This is a genomic window from Streptomyces gelaticus (assembly GCF_014649535.1).
In the GTDB taxonomy this organism is placed as follows: Bacteria; Actinomycetota; Actinomycetes; order Streptomycetales; family Streptomycetaceae; genus Streptomyces; species Streptomyces gelaticus.
The window spans coordinates 294481-310383 of the sequence record NZ_BMTF01000001.1; the positions used below are offsets into that span (position 1 = coordinate 294481).

Below are 15903 nucleotides of genomic sequence, written 5' to 3' on the forward strand. Positions count from 1 at the left end.
GGCCGACGACCGCTCGGGCGGCGCCCCGGCCCACGACCGCGATCCGAATCCCGCCGCGACCGTGCTTCGGACACACCGGACTCCGGACGCGATCAGACTTCGACTGTCGTACCGTCCAGGAAGGTCAGCATCACCGAGTCCACACCTGCCCGTACCCGCACCGCGTCGCGCAACGCCTCCGGATACAGGGTGTCCCGGGAGAGGGCGACCAGCGAGACATGGACGCTCCGTCCGCCCGGGTGCGGCCCGCTGCGGAGATACGGAATCGCCGAGTGCGGCCCGTACGCGTTGGACTGGACATCACGCGCCACAGCGGCCCCTTCCTTACCGCCGTCCCAGCCGTGCAGCGCGATCAGGGCGCTGCTCAGACCGTCGGCCGTGCGCGCGAGTGCCCAGTCGGGGCCCGCCAGGGCGAACGGGCTCTGGACATGGGAGACCGCGTGACCGCCCTCCCGCACCACCGCGCCCTCCGGCGCCTCGACCCGGTGCACCCGGATCTCCCACGGACCGTGCAGCACACTCGTCGTCTCGATCCGGTACGGATGGTCGTCACCGGGCAGCCGGGCCGCGTACCAGGACGCCGCGACACGGTCCTCGCAGCGCAGTGGATGGATCCGGCGGCGCAGTGAAGGGGTGCCGTCGGCCGTGACCAGAGCCAGATGGCCGTCGATGGAGCGTGCCACGGCGTGCGGGGCGGCCTCGGGTGCCGTCGCCGTCGAGTACGCGAGCCTGGCGTAGTGCGGATCGTCGGTGCCCTCGGACGGGTCGGCCGACTCGTCGTACGGGGGATTGTGGTCGCTGCCGTGATTGATCAGCCGGACGATGCCGTCGTCACGGGTGCCGTGCAGCAGCCAGCCGGTGGCGGGCAGCGCGGTGTACCGGTCGGACTCCTCGATGGGCAGCGGCAGTTCGCGCTCCGTCCACACGGGATGGCCGGCCGGCAGCAGCAGCCCGAGGAAACCCTTGCTCGCCCAGTACGGCGAGGCGGGACCGGAGTACGGCTGGGTGCTCGGCAGGAACGTCTCGTACCAGCCCAGCGTCAGCAGCCCCCGCTCGTCCGGTACACCGCGCTCCGCGAAGTGCCGCATCGTGCCCGAGGCGAGCCGGCGGGTGAGCCCCGGCGCCAGGGGGGTGCAGTCGGCCAGCGCCCCCATCCACACCGGCGCCAGGGCGGCGAACCGGTAGGTCAGCGAACGGCCCTGGTGGACCGGCGCGCCGTCGGAGCCGAAGAAGTGCGGATAGTCCTCCAGGAACCGGCTCAGCCGCTGCCGGTAGACCTCGGTCCTGCCCCCGTCGTCGGCGCCCGCGATCCGCGACCACAGCAGCGGGTACAGATGCATGGCCCAGCCGATGTAGTAGTCGAAGTTCCGGCCGTCCCCGTCGGTGTACCAGCCGTCACCGACGTACCAGTCCTCGATCCGGTCCAGGTTCGACTCGATGTCCGAGCGGCTGTACGGCGCCCCGACCGAGGCGAGGAACTGCTCGGAAACCACCTGGAAGAGCCGCCAGTTGTTGTCCCAGGTGCGTCCGCCGACGAACCCGGAGAACCAGTCGACGACCCGCTCCTGCACCCGGGCGTCCAGTCGGTCCCAGATCCACGGCCGGGTCTCGTGCAGCGCCACCGCGACCGAGGCCGCCTCCACCATCTGCTGCGAACAGTCCGTCAGCTTCGGCCAGGCCTCGCCGCTACTGGCGTCCGTGCCGGCGGCCAGTCCCGCCGCGTACCGCTCGATCAGCGCGGGGTCGGCCGCCCCGCCCGCGCCCGCGATCCGGCAGGCGGCGAGCAGGAACGACCGGGCGAACCCTTCGAGACCGTCCGAGACGACCCCCGACCAGCTGCTGCGGCCGGGCAGCCGGTACTGGGCGAAGCCGGGGGTCGCGTACGGCACCAGCGCATCCAGCATCCGGTCGGCCGTCGCCTCCCAGTGGGCCCGGGTCCAGCCGGTTCGTGACGACAGGAGCCGGTCGGGCGGCGGCAGGTGCAGATGCGGTGCGACGGACATGGTGGTGGTGCTCCTCGGGTGGTGCGGTGGGTTACCGGTTGAGTTCGGCTCGGTGGGTGTGGCCGCGCGAGCCGCCGACGGCGACGGTGAGTACGGGCCTGCGGCCCGGAACGAGACGGGAGCCGGTACGGATCGACGGTCGGTCAGAAGCCGTCGTTGACCTGCCCCAGGTCGTCGCCTCGGTGTCGGCCGTGTCGAACCCGCCACCGGTGAGCAGGGATTCGGCCCGCTGGAGCAGGGTGTCGAAGCCGGCGGTGGCCGTGGCCGGGGCGGAGGTGACCGCGGCGGGTGAGGCGTGCGCCGCGCCTGCCGGGGTCAGGAGTGCGGTCGCGGCCGTGACGGCGGTGGCGCTGCTCGCCGAGAGGAACGTTCGTCTGCTGAGGATCACGCCGAACTCCCTTGTCACCGTGGTCAGTCGGCCAGTGTGGCCGGGTCGACGGGCGGCTTCGGCAGGTTCAGCGCGGCCAGCTCGGCCCGGCCCGTGGCGTCGATCGGGAAGGCCCAGGTGTTCACGAAGAAGTCCGTGAGGTCGTAGCCCGCGACCCGGCTGGAGCAGGTGGCGAGGGCCCGGTAGCGCTTGTCGGTCTCGGTGTAGTCGGACTGCGGGTTCTCCTCGCGGACCAGCTTGTGCAGCCGGGGCCAGAAGTCGTCGCCGAACGCCAGCTCCAGCTGGCGCAGCGGAACGAGCTTCTCGTACGCGCCGAAGGACTTCTCGTAGGTCAGCCCGGCGGTGCCGAACTTCTGCCGCGCCGACTGGAAGTAGGTGAGCCCTGTCTTCGGGTCGACGGTGAGGAGGTTGGACGGCTGCTTCAGGGTGCGCTGCGTGGCCAGCGAGTAGATGTTGACCGTGACCTCGGTCAGGCCGCCGGGCTTGTAGGCGAACTGCTGGTGGAGATGGCCCAGTTCGTGGTACAGCCCCCAGCCCCGGGTCCGCAGCCCCTCCACGGTCGTGGCCCGGTCGAGATAGGCGCGCGGGAAGCCGTTGTAGCCGTGGGTGGCGTAGGCACCGACGCCGCTGGGCACCTTGCTGACCTCGGTGAAGTGGTACGGCCCGGCCTTGCGCCGGTGCACCGGCTTCGAACCGTCGAGACCGCTGATCCGGGCATGGGAGTCGGTGATCGTCTCGACCAGGTCGAGCAGCGCGGCGTGGTCCTCGTCGCGGTACAGCAGCGCACCCTCGCGAGTGAGCGTCATGGTCGTGTGCGGTGCGTGCAGTTCGACGTACGGCGAGGTGGTGAGCGTGTCCAGCTGCCGCTGGTAGTCGGCCTCCGACGTGCGGCCCAGGGTGAAGACCGGCATGGGTACGGCGCCGGAACGCAGCAGCACACCGGCCCGCTCGCCGCGGCCCGTCAGGGTGAGGTAGACCGGGCCGCCGTGCGGGTCCGTGACGGTGTTCGCCCCCGCGGTCAGCGGATAGCTGCGCGGCTCGGTCATCTCGCCGTAGTAGTCCCAGGTGCCGATCCACAGGGTGGGCAGCAGGCCGTCGTACGGCTGGACGGTGAGGGAGAGCGGGGTGCCGGCCGGAACATACAGGCCGGTGGCCTGGAACTCCGAACCGCGCAGGGCCTGTCCGAGCCGCAGCCGCTCGGCCTCGGCGGCGGGCCGGGCGGTCAGGGCCAGCTCGACCGGGCGGCCGGCCCGCAGCTCCGGACCGGTGGCGGCCGTGGTCGCCCGAGCCGTTCCGGTGGCGGCGCCGAGAGCGACGGCCGCTCCGGCACCGGCGGCCGCGGCGAGAACGGAACGCCGGCCGACGGGTGCGGAGACGGTGGAGGAAGTGGTGGCGGAGCCGGCGGGGTCTGTGGGCATACGCATGCGGAACTCCCTGCGGAAATGAGTGAGGGCGGAGGCGTGCGGAACGGTGCTGCTCGGCGCCAGCATGTAAGCGGTTGCTATCCAGAGGCAAGAGGGGGTACGAAGTTACTGTGATTTTCTATGGCCAACTATGGACGGGCGGGAAGTAACCGGTCACATCCGGGAGGAACGTCCGAGGCTCGGAGCGACGGAATCGCGTACCACGATGTGGGTACCGAGCCGCAGCGCGCCCGTGGTCGGCTCGCGCCAGTCGTCCTCGTCCCCGCTGTTCACGGCGAGCCGGACCGCCTGACGTCCCATCTCCTCCAGCGGAATATGGACGGTGGTCAGCCGCGGCCGCAGCTCCTGGGCCACCGGGACGTCGTCGTACCCCACCAGGGACACGTCCTTCGGCACCCGGACCCCGGCCTCCTCCAGCGCCTGGGCCGCGCCTGCCGCCACCATGTCGTTGGCCGCGAAGACGGCGGTGAAGTCCGGTCCGTCCCGCAGTACTTCGGCCATCTTCCGGTAGCCGAAGCTGCGGCTGAACGCGCCGGGCCGGACCAGGTCGGGATCCGGGTCGATGCCGCGCAGCCGCAGCGCCCGCTGGTACCCGGCCAGCCGGTCCCGGGTGGTGGAGAGCTTGGGCGGGCCGGCGAGGTGGAGGATCCGCTCGTGCCCCTGCATCAGCAGATGGTCGGTGATGGCGAAGGCGCCGCCCTCGTTGTCGTACTCGACCGCGACGGTCGGGGCCTGCTCGCCCAGCGGCGGCCTGCCGCACAGCACCAGCTTCGATCCGCCCGCGTCCAGCTCGCGCGCCCGGCGGGCCAGTTCGGTGGTGTAGCCCCGGTCCGCGATGGAGCCGCCGACCACGACCACCGCGTCCGCCCTGCGCTCGTGCATCAGATCGATGAAGGCCAGCTCCCGCTGCGGGTCGCCCTGGGTGCAGCAGACCAGGCAGAGCCTTCCGCCCAGGGCCGCTTCCCGTTCCACACCACGCGCGATGTACGCGTAGAAGGGATCGACGACCTCGTTGACGATGATCCCGACGGTGCGGTTGGATACGCCGGCCAGTGCGCGGGCGTGGGCGTTGACGACATAGCCCAGCTCGCGCATCGCGGACTCGACCCGCTCCCGGGTCGCCTCGGCGACCGGGTAGTTGCGGTTCAGTACACGGGAGACCGTGGCCGTGGAGACGCCCGCGTGCCGCGCGACGTCGGTGACCGTCGCCCGCCGTTGTCCGTCCCCGGCTGTGCTCTGCCGGCGCATCCGGCTCACCCCCTGGTGGCTGTTGTGTGACGCCGAGCCTAGAGCCTGCGCCGGCAACGGACTCACGCGATCCTCCCCAGGTCGGCCCGGTGCACCGGGTGGTCGAACGGCGTGCCCCGCGCGTACCGTGCCAGCTCCTCCACCGCGAGCGCCCCGAGCCGCCCGACCTCGTTGCCCTGGGCGCCCGCCAGGTGCGGGGTGAGGAAGACGTTCGGCAGGTCCCACAGGGGGTGGCCGTGCGGCAACGGCTCGGGCGACGTCACGTCGAGGACCGCGTCCAGCCGCCCGCTGACCAGGTGCCCGGTCAGCGCCTCGGTGTCCACCAGGCGGCCCCGCGCGGTGTTGACGAGCAGGGTGCCGGGGCGCATCAGGCCGATCCGCCGGGCGTCGATGATCCCGCGGGTCTCCGGGGTGTCGGGGGCGTGGACGGTCACCACGTCGCTGGTCGCCACCAGGGTGTCGAGGTCGGTCGGGGTGACGCCGAGCAGTTCCGCCTCGGCCCGGTCGACGTACGGGTCGTAGAGCAGTACCTCCGCGTCGAGGACCCGGAGGAGTTCGATGACCCGGCGGCCGATCCGGGAGGCCCCGACCACCCCGATGGTCAGCCCGTGCGTGCCGAGCCAGTGCTGCCGGTCGAGGTCGGCGCCGGTGCGGTGGGTGCGCCGGCTGCGGAAGAGTCCGGCCAGCGGGAACACCCGCTTGGCGCCCATGATGATCGCCGCCAGGGTGAACTCGGCGACGGGGACGGCGTTGGCGGCGGCGGCCGACGAGACGACGATCCCGCGATCGAACGCAACCGGGGACAGAAACGTTTTCACCGTGCCGGCCGCGTGGATCACGGCACGCAGCGCGGGCGTCCGGTCCAGCAGTGCGGCGTCGACGGGCGGGCAGCCCCAGCCGGTGAGCAGGACCTCGGCTCCACCCAGTGCCTCGGCGGCCTCCGGGGAGTCGAACTCGCTGATCACGAAAGGCGCGAGGAGATCGGCGGTCTCCTCCAGTCGGGCCCGTACCGGTGGTGGAAAGACGTCGTCCAGCAGTCCGGGGCTCATGACCAGGAGCGTGCGCGGCCGTCGCGGGGACGGTGCCGCGGCATCGCTACCGGAATGCGCCGATGCCTCTTCGGTGGTTCGCACCCTGCCTCCGGACAGTAATCGCGTTCTATGGGATGACCGGCACGCTAAGGAGCGTGATGGCCGACCGTCAAGCTCCAGACCGCTGCAACTGTCCAGTTCAGCTGGATATTTGCGGGTTCGATGCGTCGGATTCGACCGCTGGAGAATCGCGGCTCAATGACTTTTGCCCGGATCTCTTGACGCTTTGGTTAACCGCTTACTAACTTGCGGCCCCAGAAGGCCCACCACGCGCCACCCAGCCGAACAGGACGCACCATGGCTGAAACAGCACCCCCGTTGCCGCGGGAAAAGCGGCGGAAGATGGCTGAAACACCCTCCCCGCCAGCCGCCGGGGCCGTTGTCGCACAGCACCGGCTGAGCCTCTGGCAGCGGATCAAGCGGGACCGGGTGATGCTGCTGCTCACCCTGCCCGGCCTGCTGTACTTCGTCGTCTTCCACTACGTACCGCTGCTCGGCTATGTCGTGGCGTTCCAGGACTACCAGCCGTACCTCGGCTACATGCACAGCGTCTGGGTGGGGTTCGCCAACTTCTCCGCTGCGTTCAGCGAGCCGGCCTTTTGGTCCGCGACCTTCAACACCCTGGAGATCGCCCTCGTCCAGCTGGTGTTCTTCTTCCCGGTCCCGATCGCCCTGGCCCTGCTGCTCAACAGCATCGCCAGCGACCGGATCAGGCGCTTCGTACAGAGCGTCGTCTATCTGCCGCACTTCATCGGCTGGGTCATCATCGTCTCGATCTTCCAGCAGATCCTGGGCGGTGCCGGGCTCCTGCCCGATGTCCTCGGCGGTCTGGGGCTGCCGCGCTACGACATGATGAGCGACCCCGACGCCTTCCCCTGGCTGTTGACCCTTCAGGTCGCCTGGAAGGATGCCGGCTGGGGCACGATCATCATCCTCGCCGCGCTGTTGAACATCGACAAACAGCAGTACGAGGCCGCCGCCATCGACGGTGCGGGACCGCGCCGCCGCCTGTGGCACGTGACCCTGCCGGGCATCGCTCCCGTACTCGTCCTGCTGCTGATCCTCAACCTCGGGCAGATCCTCTCCGTCGGCTTCGAGCAGATCCTGCTCCAGCGCGACGCGGTCGGCCCGAACGCGGGTGAAGTCCTCGACACCTACGTCTACTACCACGGCATCAAGGACAACGACTGGGGCGTCGCCGCCGCCGTCGGACTCGTCAAGGCGGTCATCGGCACCGCACTCGTCCTGGGCGCGAACAAGTTCGCCCACCGGCTCGGCCACGAAGGGGTGTACCGCGGTGCTGACCGCTGAGAAGACGCGCGCCACAACGGAATCCACCGCACCGGCGCCCCGCCCCGCACCCGCAGGGAAGTCCGACGGCCGGCCCCCGTGGATGGAGCGGCCGACCCGCATCGGACAGACCGCCAAGGCCGTCGCGATCGTGGTCGTCGTGCTCGCCGTCGCCTACCCGCTGGTCGGTGTCATCGGCACGAGCTTCGCCTCGCAGACCGACATCATCAAGAGCTCCGGCCTCGTCCTGTGGCCGGACCACCCCACCGTGGACGCCTACCGCACCATCTTCACCGGCGGAGTCGTCACCCGGGCGCTGATCGTCTCCGTGGGCATCACCGTCATCGGCACCCTCGCGAGCCTCCTCGTCACCGTCGGCATGGCCTACGGGCTCTCCCGCCGCGAGGTCACGGGCTCCCGCTTCATCCTGATGACGGCCCTGTTCACCATGCTCTTCAACGCGGGCATCATCCCGAACTTCCTGCTGGTCAAGGGCCTCGGCCTCTACGACACCTACGCGGCGCTCGTCATGCCCACCCTGGTCAGCGCCTTCAATCTGGTCGTCCTGCGGTCCTTCTTCATGAACCTGCCCGAGGAGCTGTACGACGCCGCGAAGGTCGACGGAGCGGGCGACTTCCGGGTCCTGGTACGGATCGTGCTGCCGCTGTCCAAGGCCGTCCTCGCCGTGATCAGCCTCTTCTACGCGGTGACGTACTGGAACGCCTTCTTCAACTCGCTCCTGTACCTCAACGACTCCGACAAATGGCCGCTGCCGATGGTGCTGCGCACCTATGTGCTCCAGGGCCAGAGCCTGAACGCCGCCTCGGCCGGCGAGGTGCTCGCCCCGCAGCAGGCCGTACAGATGGCGGTTCTGGTGATCGCCGTCGTACCGATCCTCTGTGTCTACCCGTTCCTCCAGCGCTACTTCACCAAGGGTGTGCTCACAGGCGCCGTCAAGGGCTGAGAGGTCACCCGAGGACCTCTGAGCGCAACCACCGCCCCCCACACCTTCCTTCCCCGTCTCTCAAGGAGATTCAGGTGTCGAGCTCCACCCCCATCAATCGCAGAGCACTGTTCCGCATGGGTGCGGGCGTCGGTCTGGGACTGGCCGCCGCCCCGCTGCTCGCCGCCTGCGGCGACGGCGGCACGACCGCGAAGGCGGAGGCCAAGAGCGCCTCGCTGCTGCCCAGTACCGCGGTCCGCAACATCGGCCTCAAGCCCGACCTGGCCGGCACCGCGGCCGGTGTACCGCAGGGCTTCTTCAGCTACCCGGCCAAGCCGCTGCGCGCCACCGGGAACACCCCGCTCAAGGGGGCGAAGCCGATCAGCGCGACGATGGAGACGTTCTCCCCGCCGCCGCCCGCGCGTGGCGGCAACGCCGCCTGGCAGGAGATCGAGAAGCTGCTGGGCGGCCAGGTCGACATCACCGCCGTGCCCGCCGACGACTACGGCACCAAGTTCTCCACCATGGTCGCCAGCGACAGCCTGCCCGACATCTTCATGTACCCGGAGAGCGGCGGCGTCGACAACAAGGCCGCCTTCCTCCGGGCCAAGTGCGCCGACCTCACCCCGTATCTCGCCGGGGACAAGATCAAGGACTACCCGAACCTGGCCGCGATCCCGAAGGGCGCCTGGCAGGGCGCGATCTTCGGCGGGAAGCTCTACGGCATCCCGATCGCCCGCACCGGCACCGGCGGCGCCGGCGTCTACCGCCACGACCTGTTCGCGGAGGTCGGCGTCACGAGCCTGGACCAGATCACCGACCTCGACCGGTTCGTCGAGGTCTGCAAGGAGCTGACCCGGCCCAAGAAGGACCAGTACGCCATCATCGCGGGCGCCACCGGCATGCTGGCCATGTCCGCGGGCGCGCCCAACTTCTGGCGGCTGGACGAGAAAACCGGCAAGTTCACGGTCGACCTGGAGACCCCGGAGTACCGCAAGGCCGTCGAGACGGCCCGGCTGCTGTACAAGGCCGGCTGCTACTACCCCGGCACCCTCCAGATGTCCGGGGCGCAGAAGGCCCAGTACACGGACATGTTCAAGAACGGCAAGGGCGCCTACGTCTACGACGGCATGCCCACCTACCTGGCCCCCGGCGTCGGCTACATCGCCTCGATGAAGGCGATCGACAAGAAGTACGACCCGCGCCCCTTCGTGCCGGTCGGCAAGGACGCCGTCGCCTGGATGGACAACATCGCGCTGCAGAACACCCACATCAAGAAGGCGTCCGGGGACCGCGTCAAGGAGGTCCTGGCCCTCGCCGACTTCGCCGCGTCCCCGTTCGGCAGCCAGGAGTACACCCTCATCAACTACGGGGTCGAGGGCAAGGACTTCACCCGCGACGCCAAGGGCAACCCGGCGCTCACCAAGCAGGGCACCCAGGACGTCACCGTGCCCTGGAAATTCCTGGCCTCCGCCGTCCCGGCGATCTTCAGCGCGGACTCGGAGCAGGGCGTCCGCCACGTCCACGACGCCTTCAGCAAGATGATCCCGATGATGGTGCCGGACCCGACCCTCCAGTACTCCTCGCCCACCTGGGACTCCAAGGGCTCCGGCAGCCTCAACACGCTCAAGGGCGACGGGCTGAAGGACATCATCTCCGGCCGCAAGCCCATGTCCGCCTACGACCAGCTCGTCAAGGACTACCTGGCCAAGGGCGGCGAGCAGGCCCGCGGCGAGTTCGAGGAAGCCTTCCAGAAGGGGAAGAAGTGACGACTCGACGCTCGGCCCTCGGACTCGGCGGCGCGGCGGTGGCCGCGGCCGTCGCCGTACCCGCCCTCGGCTCACCCGCCTTTGCCCGGTCGCACGGCTTCGACCCGAAGCCGGGCTCGGACGGCGTCGGCGACCCGCTCTTCCCGACCCTCGGCAACGGTGGCTACCAGGTCGTCCACTACGACCTGACCTTCGACTTCACCCCGGTCAGCTACGACTTCACCGCCGTGGTGCGGATCAACGCCAAGGCCACCCAGGACCTCTCCGCGTTCAACCTGGACACCGACGGCCACACCATCGAATCCGTCACCGTCGGCGGCCGCCCCGCCACCTGGGCGCTCGCGCCCGGCAAGAGCGGGCAGGAGCTCACCGTCACTCCCGCCCGCCCGCTCCACAACGGGCAGGCCTTCACCGCCGAGGTGCGCTACCGGGGCAACGGCAAGGCACCCCGACTCGGCCTGACCGGCTGGAAGTTCGGCACCGACGGCGGCTTCGCCTCCGCCGCCCAGTCCTCCCGCGCCGACACCTTCCTGCCCTGCAACGACACTCCGTCCGACAAGACGACGTGGACCTTCCACATCAGCGCACCCCAGGGCTACGTCGCCGCGGCCAACGGCGAACTCCTCCACAAGACCCCGCGCGCCGACGGCTCCACGGTCTGGCACTTCGCCCTGCGCGAGCGCATGGCGACCGAACTCATCGGCATCGCCGTCGTCAAGGGCACCTACCTCTACGGCACCAGCCGTCGCGGGCTCCCGCTGCGCCACATCGTCCCCCAGGGCCAGGAGGGCAAGTACGCCCCGATCGTCGCCCGTACCGCGGACCATCTGGCCTGGCTGGAGGCGAAGTTCGGCCGCTACCCCTTCTCCGTGTACGGCGTCCACATCTACGACGGCTACACCGACGCACTGGAGAACCAGACCCTCTCCCTGTTCTCCACCAACTGGTTCAAGCTCGATGTCAACGGCCGGCCCGGTTACGAGACGACCATGGTCCACGAACTGGTCCACCAATGGTTCGGCGACTCCGTCACCCCGAACGACTGGCAGCAGGCCTGGCTCAACGAGGGCCCCGCCGTGTACTACGCCGGTATGTACGGCGAGGAGCGCGGCTGGTCGGTCTTCGAGGACAAGATGAAGGCGACGTACGAGAAGCTCGACGCGGTCCGTGCCGTCGACGGCCCGCCCGGACTGCCCAAGGCGCTCGGTGGCACCAACATCTACGACGGTGGCGCACTGGTCCTGTACGCCCTCAGCCTGCAGATCGGCCGGCGGCAGTTCGACCGGGTCATGCGCGAGTGGGTGAAGCGCTTCAAGGACTCCACGTACACCAGCGAGGACTTCATCCGGCACACCGTCGACGTCACCGGCGACAAGTCCCTCGACCCGTTCCTGCGCGACTGGCTCTTCGGAGCCGTGAACCCGCCCATGCCCGGCCACCCCGACTGGAAGGTCTCCGCGTGAACCGCCGTTCGCTGAACGTCGTACGAGGAACCGCCGCTGCCGCGAGTGCCGCTGTCCTGGCCGCCCTCCTCGCGGCCACGGCAGCCCAGGCCGCCCCCGGCGCCCGCACCCTGTACGCGGCCCCGGACGGAGCCGGCACCTCCTGCACCGCCGCCCGGCCGTGCACCCCGGAGGGCGCCCGCGACCGGGCCCGCACCGAGACCGGGCGCGATGTCCGTGTCCTCCTGAAGAACGGCACGTACGAGCTCGACCGGCCCCTGCGGCTCGGCGCCGCCGACTCCGGGAAGAACGGCCGCACCGTCACCTGGACCGCGGCCCCCGGCGCCCGCCCCGTCCTCTCCGGCGGACAGGACATCACCGGCTGGCAGCAGAACGCCGATGGCACCTGGACCGCGGGTGTCCCGGCCGGTGTCGACCCGCGTCAGCTCTTCATCGACGGCAGGCGCGCGACCCGCGCCCGCGGCGAGGCCTGCGCGGCGAGCACCTGCGACGCCACGAAGACCGGCATGACCGGCGCGGCCGCCACGGGCATCGCCCAGTGGCAGCGCCCCACCGACGCCGAAGCCGTCATCCGGATCCGCTGGCGCAACTACCACTGCCGGATCACGGGCGTGAACGGCGATGTCATGACCTTCGCCCAGCCCTGCTGGACCAACTCGGCGAGCGGCACCGACCGCACCGGCCCCGCCTGGGACACCACCACGGTCGACTCCACCCGCTACAGCGGCGTCGCCCACTTCGAGAACGCTCCTGAACTCCTTGACCAGCCCGGTGAGTTCGTCTGGAACTCGAAGGACCGCACCGTCACCTACCTGCCGCGCAAGGGCGAGAACATGCGCCACGTGCGGGCCGTCACCCCGCACACCGAACAACTGCTCGTCGTCGACGGCGCCCACGACGTCACCGTCAGCGGGATCGGCTTCGCCTACGCGGCGTACCGGCAGCCCGGCACCGACGAGGGCTACGCGGGCATGCAGGCCGGTCTCACCCTGACCGGAGCCACCGGCCCCGTCGACCACGCGGGGCGCTTCTACACCAAGCCGTCGGCCGCGGTGACCGTCCGCGGCGGACAGCGCGTCAGCATCGACAACGCCCGGTTCAGCCGGCTCGGCGGGGCGGGCGCGATCCTCGAAGCGGGCACCAAGGACAGCTCGGTGACCCGCTCCTCCTTCACCGACCTGTCCTCCGGCGCCGTCTATGTGGGCGACACCGAACCCTTGCCGTCGGCGGCGCTCGCGGGGGAGCGGAACACCGTCGCGTACAACACCATCACCCGCTCCGGCGTCGAGTTCACCGACTCGGTGGGCATCTGGGCCGGATACGAGGCCGGGCTGACCGTCGACCACAACAGCCTGGACCACCTCCCGTACTCAGGGATCTCGGTCGGCTGGGGCTGGAACCAGCCGGAGTCGCAGAAGTCCGTCCTGCGTGACAACAAGGTGACGAACAACCGGATCACCGACGTCATGGAAGTCGACCGGGCACAGCACGACGGCGGGGCGATCTACACCCAGGGCGCACAGCCGGGCACGGTCGTCTCCGGCAACTACATCAACCGCTCCGCGTTCGGGAACACCGAGCGCGACGGCAACGGCATCTACCTCGACGAACAGTCCTCGCACATCGTCGTCGAGAAGAACGTCATCACCCGCATCGGCTACAAGTGGGTCTCGAACTGGGCGGACTACGGCATCCAGAACACCGCCCGGGGCAACTGGACCGACACCGCCGCGCCCGCCCTCGGCGGCAACGGCTCGCTCATGACCGGCAACCTCACCGGCCTGGACCGGCTGCCGGCCGAGGCCCTCGCCGTCGCACGCAGGGCGGGCGCCCAGGGCGGCCCGGTCGAGCAGCTGCGCACCGACCTGGCCCGCACCGGCACGGCCACCCAGTCCTCCACCGAGGGCACGGCGGGCGCGGCGCTCGCCCTGGACGGCGACACCAACACGGACACCCGCACGCTGTCCGAGGCGGGCGCCTGGTGGCAGATCGACCTGGGCGGCGAGCGGCACATCCGTCAGATCGAGATCTGGAACAACTCCTCGGCCACGACCGCCGACTTCGACGTGGTCACGGACGACGGAAAGGTCCACGTCAGTGGGAAGGCACTGCGCCCGACGGTCCTGGACCTGGACAGCCGCACCCGCACGGTGAGGATCGTGACGTCCGGCACCGGGCGCGTGGCACTGTCCCAGGTGCTCGTCCACCCGTAGGGCCGTACGACCCCGTCCCACGGCAGACCCCGGGGACGCCGCCGGTCGACCGACCGGCGGCGTCGCCGTGCTCGCCCGCACCACCACCTCGCCCGCCACCCGCCGTCCGGCTCGATGTCACCGCTCAGTGTCACGGAGAGCGGCAAGGAGCCGGCTGTCCCGCTCGCGGACACCGCCACCCTCGTCGTCCCCGTCAACGGCGGAGGAAGGCGCCGATCCGCTCCCGCAGCCCGCGGGCGTCCAGGCCGTGTGCGGCGAGGTGCTCGTCCATCTCCCCGTACTTGCGCAGCTCGGCCCGCCCCACCCCGAGGCCCAGCACACGGTGCGGCAGTTCGGCGAGCGCGTCATTGGCGGCGGCCGTGGAGGTGCCCGCCAGATACGGCTCGACGACCACCACATCGGCGACCCCGTGACCACCGGCCGCCCGCCGCAGCCCGGCTCCGTCGAACGGGCGCACCGTCGTCGCGTACAGCACCGTCACATCGAGCCCGTCGGTCGCGGCGAGCACGTTGTCGAGCATCGGACCGACCGCGATCACCACCCCGCCCGTCCCCTCCCGCACCACGCTGAACCCGGTCCCGGAGCCGACCGGACGCGCCCGGTCGTTGGTCTGCACCGACAGACGCACATACACCCGGCCGTCCCCGGCCGCCGCCTCCCGCAGCAGTGCCTCGGCCTCGTCCGGGTGGCCCGGCACATGAACCGTCCAGCCGTCCAGGGTGTCCAGGAGCGCGACATCGCCCGGCGACATATGGGTGAACCCGCCGGCCGGCCAGTCGTACGACGCTCCCGCGCTCACCAGCACCCCGCCCACTCCCTGGTGGCCGAAGTCCAGCTTGACCTGCTCGAACGGGCGCTCCACCAGAAAACTGGCAAAGGTGTGCACGATCGGCCGCAGCCCGGTGAGCGCCATCCCGGCGCCCGCTCCGACCAGCAGCTGCTCCCTGATGCCCACATTGACGACCCGGTCCGGATGGGCTCGCTCGGCCCGGTCGAAGCCGGCCCGGCTGATCTCGGCCAGGACCAGCGCCAGGCGCGGGTCCTCGTCCAGCAGCTGTGACGTGGTGGCGATGAAACGGTCACGCATCGTGTCCATCTGAAGTGTCCCTCTCGTGTTCTTTTCGGTCCTCGCTGCGTTGCGCAGCGGTCCTTCGGCTCAGTCCCCCCGGTTCATTCCTTCGGGTCGACGCGCGCGACCACGGCTCGCGGCCGTCCCGGGTGCGGAGCCGTGAAGGCCGCGTACAGCGCCTCGTGGTCCCGTCCGTCCACGGTGTCGACCGACCAGCCCGCCGCCTCGAACCGGGCCGCGATCCCGTCGGGCCGGGCGTACGAGGCCGACGCGTTGTCGATCACCACGGTGTGCAGCTGCTCCAGCCCGGCCGGGCCGGCATAGGCGAGCGCCTCGTGATTGCTTCCCTCGTCCAGCTCGGCGTCCCCGATCAGCACCCACACCCGCGGACCGGTGAGCCCCTGCGCCCGGAGCCCGAGCACGCTCCCCACGGCCAGCGGCAGCCCGTGCCCCAACGACCCGCTGCCGATCTCGGCCCCCGGCACCAGCGTCCGGTCGGGGTGGTGCCCGAGCGGCGAGTCGTACGCCCCGAACCCCGCCAGCAGCTCCTCCCCGAAGAACCCGTGCGCCGCCAGGACCGCGTAGTACGCCATCGGCCCGTGCCCCTTGGACAGCAGGAACCGGTCACGGTCCGGCGCATCGACGGTGCCGGGAGTCACCCGCAGCACCCGGTCGTACAGCACCCAGAGGGCGTCCAGGGTGGAGGTCGCCGCGGGGCCGTGCTTCTCGTCCCCGGTCATCAGGCCCATCAGGCGGTTCATGTCGTAGTAGTCGCGCTTCGGCGCGACGGTGGTTTTCGTCATGGAACAAGCGTTGAACATCAAGCTTGGTTGAGGTCAAGCGGCGAAAGGTGTTCGTGACCACCCGCCCGAGTGCGGTATTGTTCTCATGCGCGTTCGGCCAGGGGAAACCCCAGGTCAGACGGGCATCGGGACGTGGCGCAGCTTGGTAGCGCACTTGACTGGGGGTCAAGGGGTCGCAGGTTCAAATCCTGTCGTCCCG

General features: G+C 70.4%; 12 protein-coding genes and 1 tRNA gene. 6 read left to right on the forward strand and 7 right to left on the reverse strand.

The genetic code is table 11. The features are described from left to right. Positions 1 to 92 precede the first annotated feature (92 nt). From IE107_RS01360 to IE107_RS01380, 5 genes are all read right to left on the reverse strand, one after another. Entirely contained in the window at positions 93 to 2003 is a 1911-nt protein-coding gene (locus tag IE107_RS01360; protein ID WP_189540062.1) for a DUF2264 domain-containing protein, read from the reverse strand. A 31-nt stretch (positions 2004 to 2034) separates the two neighbouring features. Continuing rightward, positions 2035 to 2391, reverse strand: a complete 357-nt coding sequence (locus IE107_RS01365) for a hypothetical protein (protein WP_189540602.1) — start codon at positions 2389 to 2391, stop codon at positions 2035 to 2037. A gap of 23 nt (positions 2392 to 2414) precedes the next feature. Next, positions 2415 to 3815 carry a M60 family metallopeptidase gene (locus IE107_RS01370; RefSeq protein ID WP_189540064.1) on the reverse strand — a complete coding sequence of 467 codons (1401 nt, stop codon included), beginning with the start codon at positions 3813 to 3815 and terminating at the stop codon, positions 2415 to 2417. A gap of 153 nt (positions 3816 to 3968) precedes the next feature. Further along, positions 3969 to 5063 (reverse strand): LacI family DNA-binding transcriptional regulator, encoded by a 1095-nt coding sequence (locus IE107_RS01375; protein ID WP_189540067.1) that lies wholly within the window; start codon positions 5061 to 5063, stop codon positions 3969 to 3971. Between the two features lie 62 nt (positions 5064 to 5125). Further along, positions 5126 to 6112: a hydroxyacid dehydrogenase gene (locus IE107_RS01380; RefSeq protein ID WP_189540069.1), complete on the reverse strand. Its 987-nt coding sequence runs from the start codon at positions 6110 to 6112 to the stop codon at positions 5126 to 5128. Positions 6113 to 6451: 339 nt separating this feature from the next. On the opposite strand from IE107_RS01380, the gene IE107_RS01385 reads away from it, so the two are divergent. The 5 genes from IE107_RS01385 (at position 6452) to IE107_RS01405 (ending at position 13832) form a co-directional block, all read left to right on the forward strand. After that, positions 6452 to 7465: an ABC transporter permease gene (locus IE107_RS01385; protein ID WP_189540071.1), complete on the forward strand. Its 1014-nt coding sequence runs from the start codon at positions 6452 to 6454 to the stop codon at positions 7463 to 7465. 82 nt (positions 7466 to 7547) lie between these two features. After that, a complete protein-coding gene (locus tag IE107_RS01390) occupies positions 7548 to 8408 on the forward strand; it encodes a carbohydrate ABC transporter permease (RefSeq protein ID WP_189540572.1) in 861 nt (286 codons plus the stop codon). A gap of 74 nt (positions 8409 to 8482) precedes the next feature. Continuing rightward, on the forward strand, positions 8483 to 10156 hold the full coding sequence (locus IE107_RS01395; RefSeq protein WP_189540074.1) for an extracellular solute-binding protein: 1674 nt from the start codon (positions 8483 to 8485) through the stop codon (positions 10154 to 10156). Then, complete coding sequence (locus tag IE107_RS01400; RefSeq protein ID WP_189540076.1) at positions 10153 to 11619, forward strand: M1 family metallopeptidase; 1467 nt, start codon at positions 10153 to 10155, stop codon at positions 11617 to 11619. The genes IE107_RS01395 and IE107_RS01400 overlap by 4 nt, the downstream gene beginning before the upstream one ends. After that, positions 11616 to 13832 carry a right-handed parallel beta-helix repeat-containing protein gene (locus IE107_RS01405; RefSeq protein WP_189540078.1) on the forward strand — a complete coding sequence of 739 codons (2217 nt, stop codon included), beginning with the start codon at positions 11616 to 11618 and terminating at the stop codon, positions 13830 to 13832. The genes IE107_RS01400 and IE107_RS01405 overlap by 4 nt, the downstream gene beginning before the upstream one ends. A gap of 193 nt (positions 13833 to 14025) precedes the next feature. On the opposite strand, the gene IE107_RS01410 is transcribed toward IE107_RS01405, so the two are convergent. Next, entirely contained in the window at positions 14026 to 14928 is a 903-nt protein-coding gene (locus tag IE107_RS01410) for a transketolase family protein (protein WP_189540080.1), read from the reverse strand. Positions 14929 to 15002: 74 nt separating this feature from the next. After that, complete coding sequence (locus IE107_RS01415) at positions 15003 to 15704, reverse strand: thiamine pyrophosphate-binding protein (RefSeq protein WP_189540082.1); 702 nt, start codon at positions 15702 to 15704, stop codon at positions 15003 to 15005. Between the two features lie 126 nt (positions 15705 to 15830). Here IE107_RS01415 and IE107_RS01420 point away from each other — a divergent pair. Beyond that, a tRNA-Pro gene (locus IE107_RS01420) sits at positions 15831 to 15903 on the forward strand.

What these genes read in the sequence shown, in the direction of transcription:
- IE107_RS01360 (WP_189540062.1), bottom strand. Translation starts at nt 2,003, where the DNA reads ATGTCCGTCGCACCGCATCTGCACCTGCCGCCGCCCGACCGGCTCCTG.
- IE107_RS01370 (WP_189540064.1), bottom strand. Translation starts at nt 3,815, where the DNA reads ATGCGTATGCCCACAGACCCCGCCGGCTCCGCCACCACTTCCTCCACC.
- IE107_RS01375 (WP_189540067.1), bottom strand. Translation starts at nt 5,063, where the DNA reads ATGCGCCGGCAGAGCACAGCCGGGGACGGACAACGGCGGGCGACGGTC.
- IE107_RS01380 (WP_189540069.1), bottom strand. Translation starts at nt 6,112, where the DNA reads ATGAGCCCCGGACTGCTGGACGACGTCTTTCCACCACCGGTACGGGCC.
- IE107_RS01385 (WP_189540071.1), top strand. Translation starts at nt 6,452, where the DNA reads ATGGCTGAAACAGCACCCCCGTTGCCGCGGGAAAAGCGGCGGAAGATG.
- IE107_RS01390 (WP_189540572.1), top strand. Translation starts at nt 7,548, where the DNA reads ATGGAGCGGCCGACCCGCATCGGACAGACCGCCAAGGCCGTCGCGATC.
- IE107_RS01410 (WP_189540080.1), bottom strand. Translation starts at nt 14,928, where the DNA reads ATGGACACGATGCGTGACCGTTTCATCGCCACCACGTCACAGCTGCTG.
- IE107_RS01415 (WP_189540082.1), bottom strand. Translation starts at nt 15,704, where the DNA reads ATGACGAAAACCACCGTCGCGCCGAAGCGCGACTACTACGACATGAAC.